The 23,547-nt window shown below is 47.1% G+C and carries 35 protein-coding genes; 1 reads left to right on the top strand and 34 read right to left on the bottom strand.

Annotation, left to right across the window (positions count from 1 at the left end; genetic code table 11):
- Positions 1–210: 210 nt before the first annotated feature.
- The 32 genes from rplQ to rpsL all read right to left on the bottom strand — a co-directional run bounded on the left by rplQ (position 211) and on the right by rpsL (position 17,630).
- Complete coding sequence (gene rplQ / locus QOR82_RS02280) at positions 211–594, bottom strand: 50S ribosomal protein L17 (protein ID WP_283583154.1); 384 nt, start codon at positions 592–594, stop codon at positions 211–213.
- Positions 595–624: 30 nt separating this feature from the next.
- Positions 625–1,569, bottom strand: coding sequence for a DNA-directed RNA polymerase subunit alpha (locus tag QOR82_RS02285; protein ID WP_283583155.1), 945 nt, complete (start codon positions 1,567–1,569; stop codon positions 625–627).
- An 86-nt stretch (positions 1,570–1,655) separates the two neighbouring features.
- Positions 1,656–2,045 carry a 30S ribosomal protein S11 gene (gene rpsK / locus QOR82_RS02290; protein ID WP_283583156.1) on the bottom strand — a complete coding sequence of 130 codons (390 nt, stop codon included), beginning with the start codon at positions 2,043–2,045 and terminating at the stop codon, positions 1,656–1,658.
- A 29-nt stretch (positions 2,046–2,074) separates the two neighbouring features.
- Positions 2,075–2,455, bottom strand: coding sequence for a 30S ribosomal protein S13 (gene rpsM, locus QOR82_RS02295; protein WP_283583157.1), 381 nt, complete (start codon positions 2,453–2,455; stop codon positions 2,075–2,077).
- 27 nt (positions 2,456–2,482) lie between these two features.
- On the bottom strand, positions 2,483–2,602 hold the full coding sequence (gene rpmJ, locus QOR82_RS02300; protein ID WP_283583158.1) for a 50S ribosomal protein L36: 120 nt from the start codon (positions 2,600–2,602) through the stop codon (positions 2,483–2,485).
- A 31-nt stretch (positions 2,603–2,633) separates the two neighbouring features.
- Complete coding sequence (gene infA, locus QOR82_RS02305; protein ID WP_283583159.1) at positions 2,634–2,852, bottom strand: translation initiation factor IF-1; 219 nt, start codon at positions 2,850–2,852, stop codon at positions 2,634–2,636.
- A 123-nt stretch (positions 2,853–2,975) separates the two neighbouring features.
- On the bottom strand, positions 2,976–3,629 hold the full coding sequence (locus QOR82_RS02310) for an adenylate kinase (RefSeq protein ID WP_283583217.1): 654 nt from the start codon (positions 3,627–3,629) through the stop codon (positions 2,976–2,978).
- Between the two features lie 25 nt (positions 3,630–3,654).
- Complete coding sequence (gene secY, locus QOR82_RS02315; RefSeq protein WP_283583160.1) at positions 3,655–4,977, bottom strand: preprotein translocase subunit SecY; 1,323 nt, start codon at positions 4,975–4,977, stop codon at positions 3,655–3,657.
- A complete protein-coding gene (rplO, locus tag QOR82_RS02320) occupies positions 4,978–5,412 on the bottom strand; it encodes a 50S ribosomal protein L15 (protein WP_283583161.1) in 435 nt (144 codons plus the stop codon).
- 31 nt (positions 5,413–5,443) lie between these two features.
- On the bottom strand, positions 5,444–5,626 hold the full coding sequence (rpmD, locus tag QOR82_RS02325) for a 50S ribosomal protein L30 (protein WP_283583162.1): 183 nt from the start codon (positions 5,624–5,626) through the stop codon (positions 5,444–5,446).
- 14 nt (positions 5,627–5,640) lie between these two features.
- Entirely contained in the window at positions 5,641–6,150 is a 510-nt protein-coding gene (gene rpsE / locus QOR82_RS02330; RefSeq protein WP_283583163.1) for a 30S ribosomal protein S5, read from the bottom strand.
- A 21-nt stretch (positions 6,151–6,171) separates the two neighbouring features.
- A complete protein-coding gene (gene rplR / locus QOR82_RS02335; RefSeq protein WP_283583164.1) occupies positions 6,172–6,528 on the bottom strand; it encodes a 50S ribosomal protein L18 in 357 nt (118 codons plus the stop codon).
- 53 nt (positions 6,529–6,581) lie between these two features.
- A complete protein-coding gene (gene rplF / locus QOR82_RS02340) occupies positions 6,582–7,118 on the bottom strand; it encodes a 50S ribosomal protein L6 (RefSeq protein WP_283583165.1) in 537 nt (178 codons plus the stop codon).
- A gap of 28 nt (positions 7,119–7,146) precedes the next feature.
- Positions 7,147–7,545 (bottom strand): 30S ribosomal protein S8, encoded by a 399-nt coding sequence (rpsH, locus tag QOR82_RS02345; RefSeq protein WP_283583166.1) that lies wholly within the window; start codon positions 7,543–7,545, stop codon positions 7,147–7,149.
- Positions 7,546–7,576: 31 nt separating this feature from the next.
- On the bottom strand, positions 7,577–7,762 hold the full coding sequence (locus QOR82_RS02350) for a type Z 30S ribosomal protein S14 (RefSeq protein ID WP_283583167.1): 186 nt from the start codon (positions 7,760–7,762) through the stop codon (positions 7,577–7,579).
- 21 nt (positions 7,763–7,783) lie between these two features.
- Positions 7,784–8,326, bottom strand: a complete 543-nt coding sequence (gene rplE, locus QOR82_RS02355) for a 50S ribosomal protein L5 (RefSeq protein WP_283583168.1) — start codon at positions 8,324–8,326, stop codon at positions 7,784–7,786.
- A gap of 29 nt (positions 8,327–8,355) precedes the next feature.
- Complete coding sequence (rplX, locus tag QOR82_RS02360) at positions 8,356–8,661, bottom strand: 50S ribosomal protein L24 (protein ID WP_283583169.1); 306 nt, start codon at positions 8,659–8,661, stop codon at positions 8,356–8,358.
- A gap of 32 nt (positions 8,662–8,693) precedes the next feature.
- Entirely contained in the window at positions 8,694–9,062 is a 369-nt protein-coding gene (gene rplN / locus QOR82_RS02365; RefSeq protein WP_283583170.1) for a 50S ribosomal protein L14, read from the bottom strand.
- Between the two features lie 54 nt (positions 9,063–9,116).
- Positions 9,117–9,383 carry a 30S ribosomal protein S17 gene (gene rpsQ, locus QOR82_RS02370; RefSeq protein WP_283583171.1) on the bottom strand — a complete coding sequence of 89 codons (267 nt, stop codon included), beginning with the start codon at positions 9,381–9,383 and terminating at the stop codon, positions 9,117–9,119.
- 24 nt (positions 9,384–9,407) lie between these two features.
- Positions 9,408–9,614, bottom strand: a complete 207-nt coding sequence (rpmC, locus tag QOR82_RS02375) for a 50S ribosomal protein L29 (RefSeq protein ID WP_283583172.1) — start codon at positions 9,612–9,614, stop codon at positions 9,408–9,410.
- Positions 9,604–10,038 (bottom strand): 50S ribosomal protein L16, encoded by a 435-nt coding sequence (rplP, locus tag QOR82_RS02380; protein WP_283583173.1) that lies wholly within the window; start codon positions 10,036–10,038, stop codon positions 9,604–9,606. The genes rpmC and rplP overlap by 11 nt, the downstream gene beginning before the upstream one ends.
- A gap of 2 nt (positions 10,039–10,040) precedes the next feature.
- The gene (rpsC, locus tag QOR82_RS02385) at positions 10,041–10,700 is read right to left on the bottom strand and encodes a 30S ribosomal protein S3 (protein ID WP_283583174.1); all 660 of its coding nucleotides are present in this window, start codon (positions 10,698–10,700) and stop codon (positions 10,041–10,043) included.
- Positions 10,701–10,712: 12 nt separating this feature from the next.
- On the bottom strand, positions 10,713–11,060 hold the full coding sequence (rplV, locus tag QOR82_RS02390) for a 50S ribosomal protein L22 (RefSeq protein WP_283583175.1): 348 nt from the start codon (positions 11,058–11,060) through the stop codon (positions 10,713–10,715).
- Positions 11,061–11,075: 15 nt separating this feature from the next.
- The gene (gene rpsS / locus QOR82_RS02395) at positions 11,076–11,354 is read right to left on the bottom strand and encodes a 30S ribosomal protein S19 (RefSeq protein WP_283583176.1); all 279 of its coding nucleotides are present in this window, start codon (positions 11,352–11,354) and stop codon (positions 11,076–11,078) included.
- 37 nt (positions 11,355–11,391) lie between these two features.
- Complete coding sequence (gene rplB / locus QOR82_RS02400; RefSeq protein WP_283583177.1) at positions 11,392–12,237, bottom strand: 50S ribosomal protein L2; 846 nt, start codon at positions 12,235–12,237, stop codon at positions 11,392–11,394.
- Positions 12,238–12,264: 27 nt separating this feature from the next.
- The gene (gene rplW / locus QOR82_RS02405; protein WP_283583178.1) at positions 12,265–12,564 is read right to left on the bottom strand and encodes a 50S ribosomal protein L23; all 300 of its coding nucleotides are present in this window, start codon (positions 12,562–12,564) and stop codon (positions 12,265–12,267) included.
- The gene (gene rplD, locus QOR82_RS02410) at positions 12,564–13,187 is read right to left on the bottom strand and encodes a 50S ribosomal protein L4 (RefSeq protein ID WP_283583179.1); all 624 of its coding nucleotides are present in this window, start codon (positions 13,185–13,187) and stop codon (positions 12,564–12,566) included. The genes rplW and rplD overlap by 1 nt, the downstream gene beginning before the upstream one ends.
- Before the next feature lie 18 nt (positions 13,188–13,205).
- Positions 13,206–13,868: a 50S ribosomal protein L3 gene (rplC, locus tag QOR82_RS02415; protein ID WP_283583180.1), complete on the bottom strand. Its 663-nt coding sequence runs from the start codon at positions 13,866–13,868 to the stop codon at positions 13,206–13,208.
- A 41-nt stretch (positions 13,869–13,909) separates the two neighbouring features.
- Positions 13,910–14,218: a 30S ribosomal protein S10 gene (rpsJ, locus tag QOR82_RS02420; RefSeq protein WP_283583181.1), complete on the bottom strand. Its 309-nt coding sequence runs from the start codon at positions 14,216–14,218 to the stop codon at positions 13,910–13,912.
- A gap of 293 nt (positions 14,219–14,511) precedes the next feature.
- Positions 14,512–16,599 carry an elongation factor G gene (gene fusA, locus QOR82_RS02425; RefSeq protein WP_283583182.1) on the bottom strand — a complete coding sequence of 696 codons (2,088 nt, stop codon included), beginning with the start codon at positions 16,597–16,599 and terminating at the stop codon, positions 14,512–14,514.
- 122 nt (positions 16,600–16,721) lie between these two features.
- Entirely contained in the window at positions 16,722–17,192 is a 471-nt protein-coding gene (rpsG, locus tag QOR82_RS02430) for a 30S ribosomal protein S7 (protein ID WP_283583183.1), read from the bottom strand.
- Between the two features lie 18 nt (positions 17,193–17,210).
- Positions 17,211–17,630, bottom strand: a complete 420-nt coding sequence (gene rpsL, locus QOR82_RS02435) for a 30S ribosomal protein S12 (RefSeq protein ID WP_283583184.1) — start codon at positions 17,628–17,630, stop codon at positions 17,211–17,213.
- 245 nt (positions 17,631–17,875) lie between these two features.
- On the opposite strand from rpsL, the gene QOR82_RS02440 reads away from it, so the two are divergent.
- Positions 17,876–18,559 (top strand): prepilin peptidase, encoded by a 684-nt coding sequence (locus tag QOR82_RS02440; protein ID WP_283583185.1) that lies wholly within the window; start codon positions 17,876–17,878, stop codon positions 18,557–18,559.
- A gap of 41 nt (positions 18,560–18,600) precedes the next feature.
- Here QOR82_RS02440 and QOR82_RS02445 read toward each other — a convergent pair whose 3' ends face one another.
- Complete coding sequence (locus tag QOR82_RS02445; RefSeq protein ID WP_283583186.1) at positions 18,601–19,791, bottom strand: DUF998 domain-containing protein; 1,191 nt, start codon at positions 19,789–19,791, stop codon at positions 18,601–18,603.
- A 69-nt stretch (positions 19,792–19,860) separates the two neighbouring features.
- Positions 19,861–23,517, bottom strand: coding sequence for a DNA-directed RNA polymerase subunit beta' (gene rpoC, locus QOR82_RS02450; protein ID WP_283583187.1), 3,657 nt, complete (start codon positions 23,515–23,517; stop codon positions 19,861–19,863).
- Between the last annotated feature and the right edge of the window lie 30 nt (positions 23,518–23,547).

Genomic DNA, 23,547 nt, shown 5'->3' on the forward strand with positions numbered 1-23,547 from the left:
GATTTGGTTATTAAACTAATTCTACCCGTTATGGGTTATTTTTTTAATTTATGTTGCACTTGAATTGTAAATTCTCAGTATAAAAAAACCACTTACAACCAGGGCGCGCGGCGAACCGCCTTCGAGTTAGACTAGGGATTGACCCACCATCATAACGCTCTATACCACAGATTGCAGTGATTCTTTATTACGTATTTAACTAAAAAGCAATTAGTCAACCAGTGAAAGTTGAACCATTGGTGCACCATCGCCACGACGAGGCATTACCTTGTACATACGAGTGTAGCCACCGTTACGGTCCTTGTACTTAGGACCAATTTCATCAAACAGTTTTTGCAAAGCAGTTTGAACAGTGACGTTAGCACCGTCTTCCTTAACGTCAGCAACAGCGTCGCGAACGATCTTAGCAGCTTGACGACGAGCAGACAAATCACCCTTCTTAGCAAGAGTAACCATCTTGTCCATTGTCTTGCGAACTTCCTTTGCACGAGCCACAGTCGTGTTAATGCTGCCGTGCAGAATCAGTTCAGTTGTCAAATCACGCAATAAAGCCTTCCGTTGAGAACTGGTACGTTGCAATTTACGATAACTCATGAATATGTTCCCTCCCTTTTTTCGTTATGATTAATCACCTTGACGGAATGAAACGCCGAGGTCAGCTAACTTCAATTTGATTTCTTCCAGCGACTTCTGACCAAGGTTCCGAACCTTCATCATATCGCTTTCGGTCCGTTCTGTAAGGTCCTTAACTGTTTCAATGCCCGCACGCTTCAAGCAGTTGTATGAACGAACAGAGAGGTCCAACTCTTCAATGGTCTTGTCGAGCATCTTCTCTTTGTGCGTTTCTTCCTTCTCAACCATTACTTGAGCGTTTTGTGCTTCTTCAGTCAAGTTAACAAACATTGACAAGTGTTCAGTCAGGATCTTAGCAGCCAAGCTGACAGCTTCAGTCGGCGTCAATGAACCATCAGTCCAAATATCGAGCGTAAGTTTGTCATAGTCGTTGCGTTGACCAACACGAGTATTTTCCACCGTGTAGTTAACACGTTCAATTGGGGTGTAGATGGAATCAATCGGTAGTACACCAATTGCCAGGCCATCCATCCGGGCTTTGTTGTCAGCAGCAGAAATATAACCACGACCCTTGTCGGCAGTCATCTGAATATGTAATTCAGCGCCGTCAGCAACGGTTGCGATATGCAAGTCGGGGTTCATAACAGTAACGTCACCGTCACCTTGAATATCAGCAGCCGTGACATCAGCAGGTCCCTTAACATCGAGATCAAGGTTCTTAACGTCATCACTATCAATCTTCAAAGAAACCTTCTTCAGATTAAGAATGATTTGGGTAACGTCTTCTGTAACGCCTTCCACAGTGCTGAACTCATGCAGTACGCCATCAATCTGAATACTAGTGATAGCTGCACCAGGCATCGAAGCCAGCATAACCCGACGCAGGGAGTTGCCCAGTGTCGTCCCATAGCCACGTTCCAGTGGCTCTACGACAAATTTGCCGTAGTTGCCGGTCTCCTCAACTTTTTGAATGTTTGGTTTTTCAAATTCGATCATTCTACCGTTTTACCCCTTTCAAAACGCGGTACGTATTTATCAAATGCAACTTTCGGCTGAAAACGTCCTTCCGCCGATATTGCAGATTAAACACGACGACGCTTTGGCGGACGAGAACCGTTATGAGGAACAGGAGTTACATCACGGATAGCAGTAACTTCAAGACCAGTTGCCTGAAGTGCACGAATAGCTGATTCACGACCAGAACCAGGACCCTTAACTTCAACTTCAACCGTCTTCATTCCGTGTTCCATTGCTTGCTTAGCAGCAGCTTCTGAGCACATCTGAGCAGCAAAAGGAGTTGACTTACGTGAACCCTTGAAGCCCAAGACACCAGCAGAAGACCAAGCAACAGCATTACCCTGTACATCAGTGATCATAACCAGGGTGTTGTTAAACGTTGAGTGAATGTGCGCAACACCAGTTTCAACGTTCTTCTTTGCACGACGCTTACGCGTAGTTTTTTTGGTTGCCATAAAACTAACTTACCTCCTTTGAAAATTGATTACTTCTTAGCGTTCGAAATCTTCTTGCCGGCAATGGCAACAGCCTTACCTTTACGAGTCCGGGCGTTGTTCTTGGTGTGTTGACCACGAACAGGCAGACCACGACGGTGACGCATGCCACGGTATGAACCGATTTCTTGAAGACGCTTGATGTTCATTGAAATCTCACGACGAAGGTCCCCTTCGACTTCGAGTTGGTCCACTTGAACACGAATCTTATCTTCTTGATCAGGAGTCAGATCCTTGACACGAACGTCTTCAGAAACGCCTGCGTCCTTCAGAATCTTTTTAGCAGTGGAGTTACCAATGCCAAAAATGTAAGTTAAGCCGATTACGATACGTTTTTCACGAGGTAAATCGACACCTGCGATACGAGCCATTTATTTCACCTCCAAATATAAGATAAACTACTTGCCCTGACGTTGCTTATGCTTTGGGTTAGCTGGGCAAATAACCATAACCTTGCCGTGACGCTTAACAATCCGGCAATGTTCGCACATGCGTTTGACTGATGGTCTTACTTTCATTTCAAATCCTCCAAAAATTCAAATTCTATGTTTATTTGAAGCGGAAAGTAATCCGGCCCTTGGTCAGATCATACGGAGACATTTCCAACCTTACACGGTCACCAGGCAAAATCTTGATGTAGTGCATCCGGATCTTGCCGGAAACGTGGGCCAGAACCTGCACGCCGTTTTCCAGTTCAACTTTAAACATTGCATTAGGCAGAGTTTCAACAACCTTACCCTCAACTTCAATTACATCCGCTTTTGCCACTAAATGGTTCCTCCTTGCCTTTGTCTGACTACGTTAAAAGCGGTGGAAAGCACGCAACTTTCCACTGCTAGCTAGACAAAACCTTTGAAATGATACCATATAAATATCATTTACGCAAGCGTCCTACTGAAGACTTGTAAGAACCTGGCGGACATCGGCATAAACCTTGTCGATATCTTGCTCACCGTTGATGTTGTGCAGCACACCCTGTTTTTTGTAAAAGTCAACAAGGGGTGTGTTCAATTTAATATTCACATCCAACCGGTTCTTAACCGTCTCAGGTTTGTCATCGTCACGTTGGTAGAATTCATGACCACCACAATTGTCACAAGTTCCTTCAACCTTTGGCTTCCTGTAAAGCTTGTTGTAAGTTGCACCGCAGTTCTTGCAAATAAAGCGGGCACTTAAACGATCCACCAGAACATCCGGACTGACGTGAATGTTGATCACAGCATCAAGTTTGCGATCAGTATCAGCAAGCATCTTGTTTAAAGCCTCAGCCTGAACCAGATTGCGCGGAAAACCGTCAAGCATGAAGCCATCCTTAACATCATCTTTGCTAAGACGTTCCTGAACGATACCATTAGTGACTTCATCTGGAACCAGATTCCCAGCATCAATATAGGACTTAGCTTTCTTCCCCATTTCAGTCTGGTTTTTAATAGCTGCCCGGAAGATATCCCCGGTTGAAATATGCGGGATATGAAATTCCTTAATAATTCGTTCAGCTTGTGTGCCTTTGCCTGCACCAGGCAGACCCATTAAGACGAGATTCATCGAACTCATTTTCGATTCCTCCTATTTATTCATATGCTTCTGGTGATTGATCGTCATGGATAAAACCAATGTACTCACGCTTCATCGTTAATCCGTTAATCTGACGATCAACATCCAAAGCAATTTGAACAATGATCAGAAGGCTCGTCCCACCTAAACCAATTGATTGGCTCAAGTTCCAAACCATGCTGGCAATTAACGGAATCAAAGAAATCAAACCAAGGAAAAGTGAACCAACCGTACTCAGACGCATTAATAATGCGGAAACGTAACTTTGCGTGCCTTTTCCCGGCCAAATACCCGTGATGTAGCTTCCTTGCTTCTGCAGATTTTCCGCTAACTTTTCAGGATTGACCTGAACAAAAGCGTAGAAGAAGGTGAAGACAACAATCAAGAAGGTATACAACGCAACCCCCGGTCCGGACTGCATATTAAAAATAGTTGTCAGAACCTGATACCAAGTATCACTACCGTGGGATTGTTGAAAAGCCATCAAAATAGTTTGTGGTGTGGAAATGAATGAACCAGCAAAGATAACTGGAATAACACCAGAAACGTTAATCTTCAGTGGCAAGTAACTGCTTGACGGGGCAGTCGTCGTCCGCCGAGTGTATTGAATTCGCAGACGCCGTTCAGCTTGCTGGAAGTAAGTAACAAACTGGACGATTAATAGTAAGGCAATAATAACCAGCGCAACGAAACCAATACCAAGCCATAGCTGGTTACCCGATTCGCCAGTAATTTGATCATTCCACATTTGCCGCAAGCCCGTCGGAATTTGAGCAACAATCCCGGCGAAAATCAGCATGGAAACCCCATTACCAACACCTCGTTCGGTAATCATGTCTCCAAGCCAAGTAGCAAACATTGTCCCCGCCGTCAAAATCAAACCAATTGTCAAATAGGTCATGACATTGGGATTGTTCACCAGTTTGATTGAACTCAAAGCGTTAAAGCCGGCAGTGATCCCTATCGATTGGATAAAACCGAGGACAATAGTCAACCAACGCGTTGCTTGATTCAATTTTTGCCGGCCAACTTCCCCCTGCTTGCTCCATTCAACGAACTTCGGAACGATGTCCATCTGGAGCAACTGGACAACAATTTGCGCGGTGATATATGGCGAAACCCCCATCGCAAACAGTGAGTAATTTTCCAAGCCCCCACCACTAAAGGTATTCAGGATGGAAGCCAAGCCGGTATTGGAGATCTGTTCCAATGCCGCAGCATTGATGCCAGGAACAGTAATCCAAGCACCAATCCGATAAACAAATAACACAAAGAGGGTAAAGAGGATCTTGTTACGGATTTCCTTCACCCTAAATGCATTTTTGATGGATGTGAGCAATTACATCACCTCAGTTTTGCCGCCAGCAGCTTCAATTGCTGAAACTGCAGATGCAGAAAACTTGTTGGCCTTAACAGTAAGCTTCTTCGTCAGCTTGCCACTACCAAGAACTTTAACACCGCTCTTGAGGTTCTTAACGATCCCCTTTTCAATCAGAACCGCTGGAGTTACTTCAGCACCGTCATCAAACTGGTTCAAAGCAGCCAAGTTGATGATTGCGTATTCCTTGCGGTTGATGTTACTAAAACCACGTTTTGGCATTTGCCGGTATAATGGCATCTGGCCACCTTCAAAACCTAAACGGGTCTTGCCGTGAGCTTTTTGCCCCTTGGTACCACGGCCAGAGGTAAAACCATGACCTGATGACAGGCCACGACCCTTACGCAGCTTCTTGAAACGTGAACCAGCAGCTGGTTTCAATTCATTTAACTTCATTATCTAGGCACCTCCTTTTTGATTGGTCTGATTACTTAACTTCTTCAACGGAAAGCAAGTGGGCAACCTTAAAAATAGCGCCCCGAGTAGATGCGTTATCCGGCAGGATAGCGGAACTACCAATGCGACCCAGGCCCAGTGCCTTGATAATGGCACGTTGACGAGGTTCACGGTGGGCAACGCTATGAACTAAAGTAACTTTAACTTGAGCCATAATTCGTGTCCTCCTTATTCTGCTAAGTGGTCAGCTGAAACGCCACGGATAGCAGCAACTTCGTCAGCGCTCTTCAGTTGCTTCAAGCCATCAAACGTTGCACGAACAACGTTAACTGGTGTGTTAGATCCAAGACGCTTTGCAGTAACGTCGTCAATCCCAGCCAATTCCATAACGTTCCGGACAGCGCCACCAGCGGTGACCCCAGAACCTTCAACGGCTGGCTTTAACATGATCTTGCCACCACCCCAGTGACCAATTACTTCGTGCGGAATCGTAGTTCCGACGATTGGAACAGCAATCAGGTTCTTCTGGGCAGCTGCAGAAGCTTTACGGATAGCTTCTGGAACTTCTTGAGCTTTACCAGTACCGAAGCCAACGTGACCGTGCTTGTCGCCAACGACAACTAATGCGGCAAAACGCAGACGACGACCACCCTTAACAACCTTAGTAATCCGGTTGATAGAAACGACTTCGTCTTCAAGGTCCAGCTTGGACGGATCAATGTATGATGATGATGCCATTACGGGTTATTCCTCCTTCTGTTAGAATTTCAGTCCGTTTTCACGAGCAGCGTTGGCAAGAGCTTCAACACGACCATGGTAAAGGTAGCCACCACGGTCAAATACGACGTTGCTGATCTTAGCATCTTGTGCACGCTTGGCAATCAATTCACCAACACTTGCTGCTTGTTCAGTCTTCGTCTTACCACTTACTTCGCTGTCTTGGGTTGAGGCACTTGCGAGCGTCACACCCTTTACGTCATCAATTAATTGAGCGTAAATGTTTTTGTTTGAACGGTAAACACTTAAGCGTGGGCGCTCCGCAGTACCAGAGATCTTACCGCGAACGCGCATGTGACGGCGTTGACGGATTTTGTTCTTGTCTGGTTTCAGAATCACAACAGTCACCTCTTATTATTAAATAGAATATTTTAACGAAACTGGTCAGCGGACTACTTACCAGTCTTACCTTCCTTACGGATGATGTGTTCGTTCATGTAACGAATCCCCTTGCCCTTGTATGGTTCTGGAGCACGAACGGCACGAACTTCAGCAGCAAAGTCACCAACGTGTTGCTTGTCACAACCGCTAATAGTGATGTTGCCCTTTTCAACCTTTACTTCAAGGTCATCAGGCTGCTGCATTTCAACAGGGTGAGAGTAACCAACTGAAAGAACCAGCGTCTTACCCTTCATCTGTGCACGGTAACCAACACCAACCAGTTGGAGGATCTTAGTGTAACCCTTCGTAACGCCTTCAACCATGTTGTTAACGTTAGCCCGAGTAGTACCGTGGATCATTTTAAGTTGGTTGTCGTCACTGTCGCCACGATCAAACTTAACGGTGTCGTCATCAACCGTCATCTTAATCAGTGGGGAAATTTCACGTGACAATGTCCCCTTAGGGCCCTTAACAGTCACAACGTTACCAGATTGAGAAACCTGAACGTCTTTTGGAAGTTTAATTTCCTTGTAACCAATACGACTCATCTGCGCACCTCCTATCTTCGTTTATTTATTACCAAACGTAGGCGATAACTTCGCCGCCGATGTTCTTAGCACGTGCAACCTTGTCAGTAACAACTCCTTGAGAAGTTGAAATAATGGCAATGCCCAGCCCGTTCAGAACCTTCGGAACAGCATCTGCCTTAACGTATGTACGAAGACCAGGCTTTGAGATCCGCTTCAGTCCGGAAATAACCCGTTCACCGTTCTTACCATACTTCAGGAACACGCGAATGATGCCTTGCTTGTCATCATCAACGTATTCAACATCGCTAACGAAACCTTCAGCCTTGAGAGTTTCGGCGATGTCGCGTTTCATCTTTGATGCAGGTGCTTCAACTGAAGCGTGGTGCGCCATGTTGGCGTTACGAATCCGCGTCAGAAAGTCTGCAATTGGATCACTCATTGACATCGATGTTTTTCCTCCTTTGTCGGTGATTTGTTTACCAGCTAGCCTTCTTCATGCCAGGAATCTCACCCTTGTGGGCCAGCTCACGTAAGCAAAGACGGCATAAGTGGAATTTACGGTAAACTGAGTGCGGACGTCCACAGCGTTCACAACGGGTGTATTCCCGTACCTTAAACTTAGCAGGCCGCTTACTCTTAGCAATTAATGATTTTTTAGCCAATGTTTGTGGAACCTCCTTAAATTAACGTGCGAAAGGCATGCCGAGTTGAGCTAACAATTCGTGTGATTCCTCGTCAGTTTCGGCAGTCGTAACAATAACAACGTCCAAGCCACGAACCCGCTTGACATTTTCGAAGTTGATTTCTGGGAAGATCAATTGTTCCTTAACACCCAGGGTGTAGTTGCCACGACCATCAAAGGCCTTGTTGCTAACACCGTGGAAGTCACGAACACGTGGCAACGAAACATTGATCAACTTGTCCAAGAAGTCGTACATCCGAGTTCCACGAAGGGTAACCTTGGCACCAATAGCCATTCCTTCACGAAGACGGAAACCGGCAATTGACTTGTGAGCCTTCGTAACCAGTGGCTTTTGACCAGAGATCAAAGTTAATTCAGAAACGGCTTCATCCAGGTTCTTAGAGTTAGTAGTCGCATCACCAACACCCATGTTAAGCACAATCTTGTCAACCTTAGGTGCTTGCATGATTGACGAATAGTTGAACTTTTCAATCAGTGCAGGACGAACTTCATTTTCGTACTTAGCTTTTAAACGGTTTTCCATGATAAATAATTTCCTCCTTCCCTGATTGATTAGTCCAGAACCTTGCCAGACTTCTTGGCAAAGCGTACTTTCTTGCCATCTTCAAACTTAACACCAAGACGAGTTGGTTCGTTCGTTGATGGGTCTAAAATCATAACGTTTGAAGCATCAATCGGGCCATCTGCGTCCTTAATTCCACCAGGTTGGCCGTTACTTGGCTTCACGTGTTTTTTAATCTTGTTAACGCCCTCGACAACAACGCGATTAGACTTAGCAAGTACTTGTTTGATCGTACCTTCCTTGCCCTTGTCCTTACCAGCGATGACGCGGACCTTGTCACCTGTCTTTAACAACATGTGAGTGTGCACCTCCAAATTAGTGAACAAATTTACAGAACTTCAGGAGCCAGTGAGATGATCTTCATGAAGTCATCGTCACGCAGTTCACGAGCAATTGGTCCAAAAATACGGGTGCCCTTAGGACTCTTATCATTGTTGATCAAAACAGCAGCGTTCTCATCAAACTTAATGTAAGAACCATCCTTACGGTGCAGACCATGCTTAGTCCGAACGACTACGGCCTTAACAACGTCACCCTTCTTGACAACGCCACCTGGTGTGGCCTGCTTGACAGTAGCCACAATAACGTCACCAATGTTACCAGTCTTCACACGGGAGCCGCCAAGGATCTTAATGACCAAGATTTCGCGAGCACCTGAGTTATCAGCGACCTTTAACCGACTTTCTTGCTGAATCACGGTTAATGTCCTCCTTCCTTAATCAATAAATTAGAATACGATTGTGGGTCCGTTTTACAGAATAACGGCCTTTTTAACGATCTTCACGAGACGGAAACGCTTCTTCGCTGAAAGTGGACGAGTTTCCATGATTTGAACAGTGTCGCCAACTTTAGCTTCGTTGTTTTCATCGTGAGCGTAGTACTTCTTTGAGTACTTGATCTGTTTGCCATATACAGGCGCGCTCTTTTGCGTATCGATCACAACGGTAATAGTCTTGTCCATCTTGTCAGAAACAACACGGCCTTGATATACCTTGCGTGCGTTACGTTCTTCACTCATGCGCTAATCCTCCTTTTCGTATTCTTATTTGTTGATTTCCTGTTGACGAAGAACAGTCTTGACCCGAGCAATATTCTTACGTACCGTCTTCAGGTTGGCGGTGTTTTCCAATTGACCAGTTGCTAATTGGAAGCGCAGGTTAAACAATTGTTCTTTTAAATCCTTTTCACGATCCAGCAGTTGGTCAGTGGTTAACCCATTCAGTTCTTTTACGTAGTCGTTACTCTTCATGAGATTGTCCACCTACTTCCTCACGTTTTACGATCTTAGTGCGGACTGGCATCTTAGAACCAGCAAGCCGCAAAGCTTCACGGGCAACTTCTTCAGGAACACCCGCTACTTCGAATAAAATCTTACCGCGCTTGACTGGTGCAACCCAACCTTCAGGAGCACCTTTCCCGTTACCCATACGAGTACCAACACCCTTACTAGTCCATGAAAGGTGTGGGAAAATTTTGATCCAAACACGGCCACCACGACGCATATGACGGGTGATAGCAATACGACCAGCTTCGATTTGACGGTTGCTGATCCAATGAGAATCTAAGGCTTGCAGACCGTAATCACCAAAAGCAACGGTCTTACCGCCCTTGGCTTCACCGCGCATCTTGCCACGGAAAACCTTACGGTGCTTAACACGCTTTGGTACTAACATATCTACTTGCCTCCCTTTTGATCATCATTCTTCTTCGTTGGAAGAATTTCGCCACGATAAATCCAGGTCTTGATACCCAGGGCACCATAAGTAGTGCGGGCTTCATCCCATGAATAATCGATATCAGCACGAAGAGTATGCAACGGAACAGTACCGTCAGAGTATGATTCAACCCGTGACATGTCAGCACCGTTTAAACGACCGGCAACTTGGATCTTGATCCCTTTAGCACCGGCACGCATAGCGCGTTGCATAGCCCCACGCATTGCCCGACGGAAAGCAATCCGCGCTTCAAGTTGTTGTGCGACGTCAGCACCAACCAAGTGAGCATCCAGGTCAGGCTTCTTAATTTCAACAACGTTAACGTGAACACGCTTGCCCGTCATTTGGTTAAGCTTTTTACGGAGTGCTTCAACTTCTGAACCGCCTTTACCAATGACCATCCCAGGCTTGGCAGTGTGAATTGAAACGTTCACGCGGTTGGCGGCACGTTCGATTTCAACGGTTGAGACAGAGGCGTCAGCAAGTCGCTTTTCAATGTACTTACGGATCCGCAGGTCTTCGTTAAGGTAAGCAGCATAGTTCTTGTCTGCGTACCACTTAGCAGTCCAGTCGCGAATGACCCCAACACGGAAACCATTAGGATTAATCTTTTGACCCACTATTCATTCCTCCTACTTTTCTGTTACAACCACAGTAATATGACTAGTCCGCTTGTTAATTGGCGAAGATGAACCCTTTGCCCGAGGACGGAAACGCTTCAGCGTCGGTCCTTCGTCAGCATAAGCTTCGCTTACAACCAATGAAGCCCGGTCTAAGTCAAAGTTGTTTTCAGCGTTTGCAACAGCAGATTTCAAAACTTTTTCAACGTCCGAAGCTGCACCGTTAGGGAGAAACTTCAGAATTGCGAATGCTTCGGCAACACTCTTGTTGCGAATTGCATCTACGACAAGGCGAACCTTACGTGGAGCAACACGAACCAACTTGGCAGTTGCCTTAGCTGAAGTAATTGTTTCAGCCATTTAGTAATTTCCTCCTTATGCAGTTGTCTTCTTGTCAGTTGTACTGTGACCGTGGAAAGTACGAGTTGGAACGAATTCGCCCAGCTTGTGGCCTACCATATCTTCCTGAATGTAAACTGGCACGTGCTTACGACCATCATAAACAGCAAAAGTGTAACCAATGAAACTCGGGAAAATAGTGGAGCGACGAGACCACGTCTTGATAACAGACTTCTTGTCTTGACCTTCTTGAGCCTTCACCTTTTTAAGCAGTGAAGCGTCTGCGAAAGGTCCCTTCTTCAAACTACGACCCATTTGTTTACCTCCTCTCGGCTTAGCTTTTTAATTTCAATTAAATGTTGCCGTGTGAACCACGCTTGCGACCACGAACAATGAACTTGTTGGAACGAGCCTTGTGTGAACGAGTCTTCTTCCCAACAGTCTTTTTGCCCCATGGTGACAATGGTGATGGCAGACCAACAGGTTGCTTACCTTCACCACCACCATGTGGGTGATCGTTAGGGTTCATTACAGAACCACGAACGTGTGGACGTTGACCCTTGTAACGAGTCCGGCCGGCTTTACCAACTTGGATCAGGTTACGTTCTTCGTTACCAACAGTACCAATAGTAGCGCGGCAAGAAGAAAGGATCATCCGAACTTCACTAGATGAAAGACGAACCAAGCAGTACTTGTCTTCCTTACCAAGCAATTGAGCAGAAGCACCAGCTGAACGTGCCAACTGACCACCCTTACCAGGCTTGAGTTCGATGTTGTGAATAACAGTCCCAACCGGGATGTCCTTCAGCGGTGCGGCGTTACCAACTTTGATATCAACGCCTTCACCAGATTCAACCTTCATACCCGGCTTGAGGCCCTTTGGTGCAAGGATGTAAGACTTAGTACCATCAGCGTAAACCAGCAGAGCAATGTTAGCAGTCCGGTTAGGATCGTATTCGATTGCCTTAACAGTTGCCGGAATACCATCCTTGTTACGCTTGAAATCAACAAGACGGTATTGGCGCTTCGTACCACCACCGCGGTGACGAACGGTAATCTTACCGTTGCTCCGACCAGCGGTATGCTTCAAAGGAGCCAGCAGTGACTTTTCAGGAGTATGCTTTGTGATCACGTCAAAGTCGTAGCCAGTCATGTTCCGGCGACCGTTAGTGGTACCTTTGTATTTACGAATTCCCACTGTAATTTCCTCCTATCTTAGATTTGATTAATTATTGTCGCTGTTGTCGTTAAACAGCTTGATTTCGTCAGAATCAGAAGACAGGGTAACGATTGCCTTGCGGCGACGCTTCGTGTAGCCAACATAACGGCCTTGCCGCTTCTTCTTACCCTTAAGGTTCATGACGTTGACCTTAACAACCTTGACGTTGAAGATTTCTTCAACGGCCTTCTTGATTTGGATCTTAGTTGCACTCAATGCAACGTCGAAAGTGTAACGCTTGTCGTCCATCGCTGCAGTTGAAGCTTCAGTCACAACTGGGCGCAAAATGATTGAACGTGCATCCATTATGCGAGCACCTCCTCTACTTGAGAAAGAGCTGACTTCGTGATGATCATCTTTTCGCTGTTAACCAAGTTCAAGATGTTCATTTCAGCTGGCGTAACAACGGTAGTTCCAGCCAGGTTGCGGCCAGACAATACTGCGTTCTTGTCGTCATCAGAAACAACAACCAGCGTCTTCTTGCCAGCTTTTAAGCTGTCCATTGCTTGTGCAAATTCCTTGGTCTTTGGTGCATCAAAGTTCAGAGAATCAACAGCTACAAGCTTTTCGTCGGCAACCTTTTCGGAAAGTGCTGACTTAACAGCCAGTTGACGAACCTTACGAGGTAACCGGTAATTGAATGACTTGGTAACAGGGCCAAAGACGATCCCACCACCACGCCAGTGTGGTTCACGAATCGAGCCAGTCCGCGCACGACCAGTACCCTTTTGACGCCATGGCTTCTTACCGCCACCGCTAACGGCTGAACGGTTCTTCGTAGCACGAGTACCTTGGCGCATTGCGGCACGTTGGCGAATAATTGCTTCGTACATTGCGTTTTCGTTTGGTTCAATTCCGAAGATGTCGGCGTTTAAATCAACCGTGCCGTTTTGGCTTCCGTCTTGCTTGTATAATGCAACGCTTGTCATCAGTTAACTCCTCCTTTCTTACTTCTTGTTGTGTTGTTTGCTAAGGCTCTTCTTGGTGTTGGCCTTAACTGAGTTCATTACAGTAACGTATGACTTGTTGGCACCAGGAACGTTCCCCTTGATGAGCAGTGCATTGTTGTCGAGATCAACCCGTACAACTTCAAGGTGCTGCATCGTAACGGTGTTGCCGCCCATCTGGCCAGCCATTGGCATGCCCTTGAAGACATGGTTGATGATGGCACCCAGTGAACCTGGACGACGGTGGTAACGAGAACCGTGGGTTTCAGGACCACGACTCTGGTTTTCCTTGTGGATTAAACCTTGGTAGCCATGGCCCTTTGAGATACCGGTAACGTCAACCGTTTCCCCTTCGGCGAAGACGTCCGCTTTGACTTCGTCGCCAACCTTGATATCTCCTAAGTCAGCGTCGCGGATTTCACCGATGAAGCGCTTAGGAGTCGTTTTTGCTTTTGCTGCATGACCTTGTTCAGGCTTGTTGCTCAGGTGTTCGCGCTTGTCATCAAAACCAAGTTGAACGGCGTTGTAACCGTCGTTTTCAACCGTCTTAATCTGCATAACAACGTTTGGCGTTACTTCGATAACAGTAACTGGAACCAGTTCACCATTGTCAGTAAATACCTGAGTCATCCCGATCTTCTTTCCTAAGATTCCTTTGGCCATGAGTACACCTCCAATATTGTGTTATTTTTTGATTTCTAAAATTAAAGTTTGATTTCGATGTCGACACCACTTGGCAGATCGAGCTTCATCAGTGAATCAACCGTCTTAGGGGTTGGGTCAATGATGTCGATCAGACGCTTGTGGGTCCGCATTTCGAATTGTTCCCGTGACTTCTTAAACTTGTGTGGTGAACGAAGCACCGTGTAAATAGTGCGTTCAGTTGGTAACGGGATTGGGCCTGAAATCTGAGCACCGGTACGTTCAGCAGTTGCAACGATCTTATCTGCTGATTCGTCCAAAATCCGGTGTTCATAAGCCTTTAAACGAATACGAATCTTTTGGTTTGCCATTGTGTTCCCTCCTTCGTCAGATTTGAAATTTGACTAGCTCCACGGAAATTACCGCCACATCCTGTGGCAAAGCGGCCGGGTGTGTCGCAACCTTCCGCTTCAACGCTTCACTGCTTAACACAATCAGGGGGCATAATTAACCCCTCTGAAGCTCAAGCACTTATCCATAATACTCGATTGAGGCCGGCAATACAAGTTTTTTTAGCCTTTTTCAAAAATGTAACTTTTTTGTAACAAAAAAAGAGTCCGCACTCTTTAACGAGTACAGACTCTGGCAAAATTCGAGTAACGAATTACTTGTCGCCACCATTTTGCTTAATAATCTTTTCTTGGATAGACTTCGGTACTGGAGCGTAGTGGTCAAAGGTCATCGTGAAGGTCCCGCGACCCTGGGTAGCAGAACGCAGGGCAGTTGAGTAACCAAACATTTCTGACAGTGGAACGAATGAGTGGATCAGTTGTGCACCACCACGTTCTTCCATCCCGTCGATTGAACCACGACGAGCAGTAACTTGGCCCATAACATCACCCATGTAGTCCTGCGGAACTACGATGTCAACCTTCATAATTGGTTCAAGGATAACTGGGTCAGCCTTTGCTGCAGCGTTCTTCAGAGCCAGTGATGCGGCAACCTTGAAGGCAGCTTCACTAGAGTCGACTTCGTGGTAAGAACCATCGTAGAGCTTGGCCTTCAGGTCAACGATTGGGTAACCAGCCAGAACACCATTCTTCATGGCTTCCTGCAGCCCTTGGTCAACAGCTGGGATAAATTCACGAGGAACAACCCCACCGACAATGGCGTCTTCGAATTCGTAACCCTTACCTTCTTCGTTAGGAGTAAATTCGATCCAAACGTCACCATATTGACCTTTACCACCAGATTGACGAACGAAACGACCTTGAGCCTTAGCTGGCTTGGTAAAGGCTTCACGGTATGAAACCTGTGGCTTACCAACGGTTGCTTCGACGTTGAATTCACGACGCATCCGTTCGATGATGATTTGCAAGTGCAATTCACCCATCCCGGCAATCAGAGTTTCACCAGTTTCAGGGTTCGTCGTTGCCTTGAAGGTCGGGTCTTCTTCAGCCAGCTTTTGCAAAGCGTTGTCCATCTTGTCCTGGTCCGCCTTGGTCTTTGGTTCAACAGAAACCTGAATAACTGGGTCAGGGAAGTCCATTGATTCGAGCTGCAGTGGGTGATCTGGGTCGGTCAGTGAATCACCAGTAGTGGTGTTCTTCAGACCGATACAACCGGCGATGTCACCAGAGAAGACTTCTGGGATTTCCTTCCGTTGGTTAGAGTGCATTTGCAGCAGACGACCAACACGTTCCCGCTTGTCCTTGGTTGCGTTCAGAACATATGTCCCGGATTGCAGTGAACCAGTGTAAACCCGGATGTAAGTCAAACGGCCAACGAATGGGTCAGTAGCAATCTTGAAAGCCAACGCAGCAAATGGCTTCTTGTCATCAGCCATCAATTCAACCGTGTTGCCATCTGGGTCCGTAGCTTCGTAAGGCTTAACATCAAGAGGGGAAGGCAGGAAGTCGATAACGGCATCCAACAACATTTGAATCCCCTTATCCTTGTAAGCAGAACCGGCAAGCATTGGGAAGAGCTTCAGGCTCAGCGTTGCCTTCCGAATAGCAGCAATAATTTCTTCAACGGAGATGTCTTCTTCGCCGAGGTACTTTTCCATGATGTTGTCATCAACGTCAGCCAGGGTTTCCAGCATCTGGTTACGACGCTTTTCAGCTTCATCCTTCATGTCAGCTGGAATGTCAACAGTATCCCAGTTAGTACCAAGCTTGTCTTCATCGTAAACGTAGGCCTTCATCCGAATCAAGTCAACAACACCCTGGAAGTTGTCTTCGGCACCGATTGGCATTTGAATCGGCAGCGGGGTGGAGTTCAGACGTTCGGAAACCGTCTTAACGGAGTAATCGAAGTTAGCACCCATTTTGTCCATCTTGTTGGCGAAGATCAGCCGCGGAACATCGAAGTTAGCAGCTTGACGCCATACAGTTTCGGTTTGCGGTTCAACACCGGCTTCGGCATCGAGCACCGTAATCGCACCGTCAAGAACACGGAGGGCACGTTCAACTTCAACAGTGAAGTCCACGTGGCCTGGAGTGTCAATGATGTTAATCCGGTGGTCCTTCCAAACGGCCGTCGTGGCAGCGGACGTGATCGTGATACCACGTTCCTTTTCTTCGTCCATCCAGTCCATTTGTGAAGCACCATCGTGGGTTTCACCAATCTTGTGAATCTTACCAGTGTAGTAAAGAATCCGTTCAGTGGCGGTCGTTTTACCGGCATCGATGTGGGCCATGATCCCGATGTTACGGGTCTTTTCAAGTGGATATTCACGTTTGTTAGCCATCTTAAAAATGTTCTCCTTCCAAATAAAGAGTATTCCGTAAAATTAATTTGCAAAAAGGGGTGACAGAAATTGACCTTGCCGCCCCTTTGTACAACGGTTGGCCGTGACCAACCAATTGCGGATTACCAGCGGTAGTGTGCAAAGGCACGGTTGGCGTCGGCCATCCGGTGAGTATCTTCCTTTTTCTTAACAGCAGCCCCGGTGTTGTTAGAAGCATCGATAATTTCAGCGGATAAACGCTCAACCATCGTGTGTTCGCCGCGGAGACGTGCGTATTGCACAATCCAACGCATCCCCAAGGTTACTCGACGTTCTGGACGAACTTCGATTGGAACCTGGTAGTTAGAACCACCAACACGACGAGCCTTAACTTCCAGTACTGGTTCAACATTGTCCATTGCTTGTTGGAAGACTTCAACTGGGTCGTTGCCAGTTTGTTCCTTAATCCGATCGAAGGCAGCGTATAAGATCTTCGAAGCGGTCCCACGCTTACCATCAATCATCAAGTGGTTGATCAGGCTCGTTACCAGTTTTGAGTTGTAAATCGGGTCTGGTAATACTTCTGGTTTTACAACATGTCCTTTACGTGGCATTAATTAACCCTCCTACTATTACTTCTTGTCCTTCGGCTTCTTAGCACCGTACTTTGAACGGCTTTGCATCCGGCCTTCAACACCGGCAGTGTCAAGCGTCCCACGAATGATGTGGTAACGAACACCAGGCAAGTCCTTTACACGGCCCCCACGAATCAGAACAACTGAGTGTTCCTGCAGGTTGTGACCAATCCCTGGAATGTAAGCCGTCACTTCAATCAGGTTAGACAGACGTACACGAGCGTACTTCCGCAGAGCTGAGTTTGGCTTCTTTGGCGTCATGGTAGCAACACGGGTTGCAACACCACGCTTTTGCGGTGACGGGTTATGAGTTGCTTCTTTCTTGTAACTGTTGTAACCAAAGCCCAAAGCAGGTGACTTTGACTTGCCGCGGTGTGACTTACGGCCTTTGCGAACCAATTGGTTAATTGTTGGCATGAAAAGTTCTCCTTCCAAAATTTAAGTCCACACATCCAGGCGGTTCTTTTTTGAGAATAAAAAAATGCCTGGATGGTCTTCATTAAGTGCCTCGTTCAGCAGATCTGCCGAACGACAGACACGCTTCGCTTGAAGAAAGCACCTTTAATACGATATCACGCTATGTTGCCATTGTCAATAAACGTTTTTTAGCAAAATAGCTCAGTTCTCGCTTTTTTCCCGTTATTTATTAATGAGGTGTTTCTATGACCATCATTTTACCATCATTTGCTTTTCTGGCGGGAGCCTGCTGGGCCAGTTTCTGGATTACAATCGGCACCCGAACCGCCAAAAGAACTGAAAATGACTCTCCCTATTCGCACTGTCAGCACTGTCGGCATCGTCTCATGCCCGTTCAACTATTGCCAGTGATCGGTTGGTTGCTGCAAAAAGGACGCTGCTGCTATTGTCATCAACCCATTGACCCCTTTAGCACGATCTTTGAAATTTGGACAGGATGGCTCTTTGCCGCAAATATTGACAAAGACGCCAGGCAGTTTCTAATCATTATATGGGTGGCCGCCAGCCTGCTGACGATGTCTTCCACCGATCATGCTGACGGTTGGATCAGCCCGGTTCTCGCCATTCCACTCATCATGATCCCCTTTGCCATCTTCCCAAACTATCTACTAGGACCTTGGCAGCGACTTTTCATAACAGCCCTGCTACTGATCATCGGTCCTTGGAGTCGATCATTAGGGATGGGTGATGTACTCTTCATTGCCATCCTCTTCCTATTCAGTGGTCTCCAACTAAGCGCCACGGTCGTTCTTATTGCCGCTGCCGGCGCTCTCCTTGAATTTCTCTTGACCAAACGCTCATTCAACGAGCCCCTCCCCTTTGTACCATGGCTATCGTTTGGTACGATGATCATTCTGAGTTTAAATTAAAAAAGAGGCCGGGAAATTCCCGTCCTCGTCAATATCTTTGCTTATCTCTCTGCATCGTTTTCTGAATCGCGTTTGATCACAATTTTAAGTGGAAAAATGTTCTCACCATATTCCGTCAGTGCCTCAATATTCTGGAAGAGCAACAAAATCCAGGATAGGACAAGCGCAAAGGCTAGGAGCTCAAACGTCGTCAATGATAAGTAGTGGGTCGTTTTGAAAACAATATAGTCTGCCGCCATAATCGCACCCATGATATAGGACAAACGACGAAATTGCGGAGTACACTCCGGCAACAAACGATCAATAAACAGAATCATAATCAAAATAAAGTAAACCAGCCACATAGAAATCCGGTCGTGCAAGATATGAAACTTCGGATTATTAGGGAAAACGCCGATTGCCGCAAGGGTAAGTGCCTGCCCATATAGCAAAAGGCGCAGGAAGAAGACACCCTTTCCAGAATAGCGGCGTCGCAGGTTGATAAAGAGATAGTCAACCAAAGTCATCATCAATAAGGCTGAAAAGATCAGGGTAATATTGAATTGCCAGTGGCCGGCATTTTTATCCGTTCCTAGGAAACTAAAATTGTAACGCCACCAATCACGCCTTGAGTTCGTCAGCATCGAGGACAAAACTCCGCCGATAATCATAATTGTCATCAGATTGGTCACGATCCCTGGCGAGAGCGTCATCGCCAGGTTCAGCATCAAGTAATTAACACTCGCCAGGATGACGAAAACGAAGACCGTCGAGGTATAGAGGTCAAAGATAGCCCCGTGAAAAATTTGGCCAATCAGCCAGAACGAAGCGACAAACCAAAAGGCCAAGATCATTCCGCAAGCAAGTAGAAGCGGTGGCAGGCTGCGCCAATAAAAATCACTGCAGGGACCGGTGCTCCGGATCTTCTGCCAGCAAAAACTAACTGAAAATTCAATTGTCCCTGAAATGATTCCCAAAACCATCGATGCTAAGGCAATCGAGCGATCACCAGTTAATGGCACCAATCGTAGATGCTGAACCTGGCAAAAGCAAAAGAATACAATTGTTAAAATCACTGCCGGAACTAGGAACCAGCGCAAGCGAACATCAGGTAACTGGTCAACCAGCTTGGCCGGGTGGACGACGACGGAATGGTGGTTGACAACCATTGATAAATCCGTGTCCGTATCAATATTTAACTGGCGGGCGGCAGATTTCGATATTTTCAGTTCCGCCTCTTCCGCTTTTTCCATAATTACTCCTCCAAACACGAAAAGGAGCGGTGACTCAACCGAATCACCGCTCCTATAATCATTTAACCCTTACTTGTCTTGATCCTTAGCCTGCATTTTAGCTTCAAAATCCTTTAACGTTTCGGGGTTGCCATTACTGGTAACGGCTGGGGCGCCTTCAACCTTCGGCTTAATGTGCCGGTAGGTACTCATCCCAGTACCAGCCGGGATCAGTTTCCCAATAATGACGTTTTCCTTCAAACCTACTAGCGGATCATTCTTGCCGCGGATAGCAGCATCGGTCAGAACACGAGTAGTTTCCTGGAATGAAGCAGCTGACAGGAAACTGTTAGTTTCCAGGGCGGCCTTAGTAATCCCAAGAATAACCGGACGTGCAGTTGCCGGAATTCCACCAGAGATCAGGGTCTTGTAGTTAGCATCACGGAATTGATCGATGTCCATCAATTCGCCAGGCAAGACATCAGTGTCACCTGGTTCCATGACCCGAACCTTCCGCATCATTTGCCGAATCATAATTTCGATATGCTTATCCAGCAGATCGATCCCTTGCATCCGGTAAACCTTCTGAACTTCAGAAAGCATGTAGGTTTCAGTCGTCAGAACATCGCTAACCTTCAGCAATTCCTTCGGATCAGTTGAACCGATGTTGATAGCGGCACCACGGTGAATGTGATCACCTTCAGCAACGTTCAGCCGGGCTTGAAGAGGAACAGTGTAAGTCCGGGTATCGGTATCACCCTTGATGGTGATGTCCTTGGTCCGGTCTGCCGGGTTCTCTTCGATTGATTCGACAACCCCGGTGACTTCAGAAATCACAGCACGACCTTTCGGGTTTCGCGCTTCAACAATTTCTTGCACACGAGGAAGCCCTTGGGTGATATCTTCGTTGCCGGCAACACCACCGGTGTGGAAGTTCCGTAACGTCAACTGGGTACCAGGTTCACCAATTGATTGGGCCGCAACGGTCCCGACAGCTTCACCAGCTTCGACCCGATCGCCAGTAGCAGCGTTCCGGCCGTAGCAACGTTCACAAACACCGTGGTCGGTGTTGCAAGTGAAGACAGAACGAATCGTGACCTTCTTAACACCAGCATCGACGATCTTTTGGGCCATCTCTTCATCAACCAAGACGTTCTTGCCACAAATCTTTTCACCGGTTTGCGGATCAAAGACGGACTTCATCGTGTAACGACCGAGGATCCGGTCATAGAGTGGCTCAATCATTTCGTTCCCGTTGGTAATAGCCGTGACATCAAGACCACGATCAGTACCACAGTCCTTTTCACGAACGACAACATCCTGAGCCACATCAACCAGCCGCCGAGTCAGGTAACCTGAGTTGGCGGTCTTCAGAGCCGTATCGGTCATCCCTTTACGAGCACCGTGTGAAGACAGGAACATTTCCAGAACAGACAGACCTTCACGGAAGTTAGAAAGCACTGGCAGTTCCATGATCTTGCCGTTCGGGGCAGCCATCAGGCCACGCATCCCGGCCAGTTGAGTAAAGTTAGAAATGTTACCACGAGCACCAGAGTCGGACATCATGTTGATCGGGTTATGGATATCCATATGTTCAATCAGCTTGTTTTGAACTTCGTCCTTGGCGTCGTTCCAAACACTGATAACCCGTTCGTAACGTTCGTCGTCGGTAATCAAACCACGACGGAACTGCTTGGTAATGACCGCAACCTTCTTCCGGGCATCCTGAATGATTTCCGGCTTTTCCTTTAAGTCAGTGATATCAGAAATAGCCACAGTCAAACCAGAAATGGTAGATTCGTAGTAACCGAGGTCCTTAATCCGGTCAAGGAATTGAGAAGTCTTCGTCACTTTGTAACGCTTGTAGACTTCAGCAATAATATCAGACAGGAAGCCCTTCTTGAATGGCGGAACTAATGGAGCATTCTCCAGATATTCATGGATGTCTTCGCCTGGCTTCAGGAAGTACTTGTCCGGTACCCCATTTTGCAGATTATCATCTGTTGGCTCGTTGATGTAGGCGTAATCGTCTGGCATGATCCGGTTAAAGATCAGCTTGCCGACACTCGTCACCATGATTTCATTGCGCTGTTCATCAGTAAACGGCTTGTCAGGGAACGAGGAAACCTGAACACCAACCCGCGTCTGCAGGGCAACATAACCATTCTTATAGGCCATGAAGGCTTCGTCAGTATCTTTGAAGATCATCCCTTCGCCTTCGCGACCCTTGTCTTCGATGGTCATGTAGTAGTTACCGATAACCATATCTTGTGATGGTGCCACGATTGGTTCCCCGTCACGAGGACTCAGAATGTGGTGGGCAGCCAGCATCAGCAAACGAGCTTCAGCTTGTGCCTCATCAGACAACGGAACGTGAATGGCCATTTGGTCCCCGTCGAAGTCGGCGTTGTAAGCCGTACATACTAGCGGGTGCAACCGCATAGACTTCCCGGAAACCAAGACCGGTTCAAAGGCTTGGATCCCGAGCCGGTGCAGGGTAGGTGCCCGGTTAAGAAGAACAGGGTGTTCCTTAATTACATCTTCGAGTACGTCGAAGACCCGATCGTCACGTCGGTCGATCATCCGCCGTGCGGCCTTAACGTTATTGGAAAGGTTGCGCTTAACAAGCTCGCGCATAATGAATGGCTTGAACAGTTCCAAAGCCATCGGAATCGGCAACCCCATTTGATTCATCTTCAGAGATGGACCAACGTCGATAACGGAACGGCCGGAGTAGTCAACCCGCTTCCCCAGCAAGTTCTGACGGAAACGTCCTTGCTTACCCTTCAGCAAGTGAGACAGGGACTTTAGCGGACGATTACCTGGACCAGCAACTGGCCGACCACGACGACCATTATCGATCAAGGCGTCAACAGCTTCTTGCAGCATCCGCTTTTCGTTTTGAACGATGATCCCAGGAGCATGCAGTTCCAACAGGCGCTTCAGACGGTTGTTCCGGTTAATTACCCGCCGGTACAGGTCGTTCAGGTCGGAAGTGGCAAAACGGCCACCTTCCAACTGAACCATCGGCCGCAGGTCAGGTGGCATGACCGGGATAACGTCCATAACCATCCATTCTGGCTTGTTGCCAGACTTGATAAAGGCTTCAAGGATATCCAAACGACGAACCGCCCGGGTCCGTTTTTGGCCAGTAGCGTCTTTCAAGACTTCTTTTAGTTCGTTGGCTTCCTTGTTTAAGTCAACATTCTTCAGCAGTTTTTGCACCGCTTCGGCACCCATTTCAGCAACGAAACGCTTGCCGTATTCGGCCTTCTTGTCACGGTATTCAGCTTCACTCAGTAATTGCTTGTATTCCAGCGGGGTGTCGCCAGGATCCAGAACAACGTAGGAAGCAAAGTAGATCACTTCTTCAAGTGAACGAGGGCTCATGTCCAGAACCAGCCCCATTCGACTAGGAATTCCCTTGAAGTACCAAATATGAGAAACTGGGGCGGCCAGTTCAATGTGGCCCATCCGTTCACGACGAACCTTGGAACTCGTCACTTCAACACCACAGCGTTCACAAACCTTGCCCTTGTAGCGGACACGCTTGTACTTCCCACATTGACATTCGTAATCTTTGGTTGGGCCAAAGATGCGTTCGTCAAACAGGCCGTCACGTTCTGGCTTCAGCGTCCGGTAGTTAATGGTTTCCGGCTTTCTAACTTCACCGTAGGACCATTGACGGATCTTTTCTGGAGATGCCAGACCGATTTGCATGCTTTCAAATTTATTGACGTCAATCAATTGGTGATCCTCCTTCTTGATTAATTTTGA

Origin of the sequence: Limosilactobacillus difficilis, assembly GCF_947387495.1 — a bacterium.
GTDB classification, from domain to species: domain Bacteria; phylum Bacillota; class Bacilli; order Lactobacillales; family Lactobacillaceae; genus Limosilactobacillus; species Limosilactobacillus difficilis.